The sequence below is a fragment of the Thermoflexus sp. genome, from assembly GCF_025055495.1.
GTDB lineage: Bacteria > Chloroflexota > Anaerolineae > Thermoflexales > Thermoflexaceae > Thermoflexus.
The window spans coordinates 1-3,561 of sequence record NZ_JANWXB010000167.1 but is presented as its reverse complement, the minus strand read 5'-3'; the positions used below and the strand labels follow the sequence as shown (position 1 = coordinate 3,561).

Genomic DNA, 3,561 nt, shown 5'->3' with positions numbered 1-3,561 from the left:
TCCACCGAGGAGGCCACCGCGAAGGCGATGCGGGCCGGGAAGTTGGCCTTGATCAGCCCCGTCACCACGTCCACGCTGGGGCGCTGGGTGGCGATCACCAGATGAATGCCCGTCGCCCGCGCCATCTGCGCCAGCCGGGTGATCCGCCGCTCGGTTTCCTCCGGCGAGGTGATCATCAAATCCGCCAGCTCATCCACCACGATCACCAGATACGGCATGCGGGGCTCGCCCCGCTCTTCCGCCCGCCGGTTGTAATCGGCGATGTGGCGCGCCCCAACAGCGGCGAAGACGCGATACCGGCGCTCCATCTCCTTCATCGCCTCCTGGAGCACCCGGGGCACCTTCTCGATCTCCACCACCACCGGAGTCCAGAGGTGGGGGATGCCGTTATACGGCGTCAGCTCCACGCGCTTGGGATCGATCAGGATCAGCCGTAAATCGTCCGGCGTGCATGTGCACAGCAACGAGACCAGGATCGCGTTCAGGGCCACAGATTTCCCGGACCCGGTCGCCCCGGCGATCAGGAGGTGCGGCATGGCCGTGAGATCCGCCACCAGGGGCTCGCCGGCGACCGTTTGGCCGAGAGGCAATCGCAGAGGGGAGGCGATCGACCGATACGCCTCGCTCTCCATCACCTCACGTAGCCGAACCAGGGCCGCCCGCTCGTTGGGAACCTCGATGCCCACCAGGCCCCGGCCGGGGATCGGCGCCAGCACCCGGACGGCGCGGGCGGAGAGGGCCAGGGCCAGGTCATCCGCCAGGGCGGCGATCTGCCCCACCTTCACCCGGGTGGAACGGCCTCCCCGGACGATCTGCCCGGGCTCCAAACCGAAAAGGGTCACCGTCGGACCACGCTGGACCTCCACCACCCGGGCCTCAACCCCCAGGCTGCGCAGCGTTTCTTCGATGATATGCACCTTCCCCCGAAGGTCTTCCTCCTCGATCTCCACCTCTTCTCCGGGATCCAGGATCTCCTCCAGATGGGGGAGCGTCCATTTCGGCCCCTCCGGGGCGATCTGCAAGGGGGCCTCGTTCTCCTCCCAGTCTTTCAGGGGCGCGACGGTCTCCGCCGCCTCTGCAGGCGCTTCCGGGACCCCGGCCTCTCCGAGGATTCGTGGGGGGCGATCGGGAGGAGGCGGGGGAACGACCGACGCCGGGGCGCTCTGCGGGGGCAGGTGGATCCGAAGGCTCTCCCCAGGGGAACGGCCGGGCTCAGGCCCCCGAAGGCTTCGCAGCCTTCGAATCGCCCACTCCAGAGGGCGTTCCGGCGAAAGGCGGAAGGCCCCCATCAGGCCCGCCCAGCTCATCCCCAGCATGACCAGCCACGCCCCGACCGGGCCCAGGTTTTCCGTCAGTCCCCGAACCAGCGCAGCGCCCACCGTCCCGCCCATGCTCCCCAGTTTGTCCAGGGCCATCAACAGCGATCCATACAGCAGGAAGAGTCCGAAAAGGAAGGATGGGCGGGGTCGGGGAATCTGCTCAAAGCGCCGAACCAACAGCCATGCGCCGCCCGCGATCATCCCCAGCGGGAGCGCGAAGACCCCACCCCCCAGCCATCGGATCAAGAGGAGAAGGAAGAGGCCCAGCCCAGGCGTCTGATGAGGAGCCAGCAACCCGAAGGCCACCAGGATCCCACCCAGAAACAGGATCAGGCCCAGCAGATCTAGCTGCTGATCCAGCGTGAGGGCGGGCCGCCAGCGGGAACGGCCCTTGGGGGAAGCCGTCCGGCGCCCGCCGGGCGCTCTCTCCCGGCCCCCCTCTTTGGTTCGCCGGCGCTCTGCGACAGCGCGTTTTTTCGAACGGCTCACCGTTCCGTGCTCCGTCATCCGGGGAGTTTTTCGAGGTGAGCGGGACGGCCTTCGGCGGACCCGCCTGCCTTTCGGGCGATTAAATGGAGGATCTGAGCGAGTTTCCCCTTCCCGTGTGGCAAGAGCCACACGGGAAGAGAGCATTCCCTTCGCAGAGTCGTCTCCTCGTCCCCACCCGGGGGAGGGGGCGGAACGGTCCCGCCTCACTGCCAGATGCCCGGGATCGCTGTCCCGCACCGGTAGCAGGTCCCTCGCCCGCTGAGGTGATCCACTAGGATCCGAAAACCATGGCGGGCGATGAGGAGCGCATCGCAGCTCGGGCAGTAGGTGTTCTCGAAGGGCCCCACACGGCCGGGGAGGTTGCCAGCGTAAACATAGCGCAACCCCGCGGCCTTCCCGATCTCCGCTGCCCGGATCAGGGTCTTCGCCGGCGTCCAATCCCGATCCGTCATCTTGTAGTCCGGATGGAAAGCCGTCACATGCCACGGGATATCCGGGGAGATCGAGGCCAAGAACTCCGCGGCCTCCCGGAGCTCCTCATCGGAGTCGTTAAAGCCTGGCACGACTAAGGTGACCACCTCCAGCCACAGGCCGCTCTCGCAGACCATGCGGATGCCCTCCAGAACGTTCTTCAAGGGCATCCCGAGGGCCCGGTAGTTCTTGTCCCGCATGCTCTTAAGGTCGATCTTGTAGCCCACCAGATACGGACGCAGATACTCCAGGACCTCGCGGGTGAGGTTTCCGTTCGAAATGTAGACGCAACGCAGCCCGTGGGCGACGGCCTCGCGGAAGATCGCCACCGCCCACTCGGAGGTGATCAGCGGCTCGTTATAGGAGCTCCCCACCAGCTGCGCCCGGTAACGCTTCGCCAGGCTCACCATCTGCTGCGGCGTGATCTCCTCCGGCATCACCCCGGCCGCCGGATCCCGAAGGGCCTGCGACGTTAACCAGTTTTGACAGTAACCGCAATGCAAATCGCATCCCAGCATGCCGAAGGTCAACGTATAGGAGCCGGGCAGGATGTGGAAGAAAGGCTTCTTTTCGGTGGGGTCCACCTGTAGCGCCGCCACATAGCCCCACGGGACATACAGGACGCCATCCCGGTTGAAGCGCACCTGGCAGATCCCCCGCCGGCCCGGACGGATCAGACAGCGATGCCCGCAGGCGTAACAGCGCACCGAGCCATCCGGGAGCCGCTCATACAGCTCACCCGGCCGCGTCAACGCATCCAGCACATCCGCCAGCGTTCGAACCTCCGCCATCGCCATCACCCCTTTCCCCAGAACCAAGCGAGGAGCCTATCCCCTCTTCCCATGATACGCCCCGGCTTCCGGCCCTGGGAAGCGCAGAGGCGTTCCCCCCATCCAAAGAATGCGCTCACGGCTCTGATTCTTCCCGGCGTGGGAAAATGGAGAAGGAGGAGCAGGCAGAGACAACCGGAGACCAGAGCGTCAATGGACCTGTTATCATTTTAAACCTTAAGCCCCTTTTCTTGGAAAAGAGTGTTCTCCTTCAGGGCGAGCGCTCGGATCTCGGGTCGCGGACGACGGGGACAATCGAGAGCCCGTGCTACGTGCTCTCAAAAAGAACGGGCACTCACGTGCCCTACTACGAACGAAATGGACATTGTTCGTAGTAGGGCACGAAAGTGCCCGTTCGGTGTCCTCCCCTCAGGATGAGCGCTCGGATCTCAGACTGCGAACGACGAGGCGAATCGAGGGCCCGTCCTGCGTGTTCTCAAATCAACAACGGG

2 protein-coding genes are annotated in these 3,561 nt (G+C 65.3%); both read right to left on the bottom strand.

Features of this window, described 5'->3' with window-relative positions:
* Positions 1 to 1,808: DNA translocase FtsK (locus tag NZM16_RS05845; protein WP_295479261.1), on the bottom strand; the 1,808-nt coding region annotated here is incomplete at its 3' end.
* A 203-nt stretch (positions 1,809 to 2,011) separates the two neighbouring features.
* Positions 2,012 to 3,076: an AmmeMemoRadiSam system radical SAM enzyme gene (gene amrS, locus NZM16_RS05840; protein ID WP_295479258.1), complete on the bottom strand. Its 1,065-nt coding sequence runs from the start codon at positions 3,074 to 3,076 to the stop codon at positions 2,012 to 2,014.
* Positions 3,077 to 3,561: the final 485 nt, after the last annotated feature.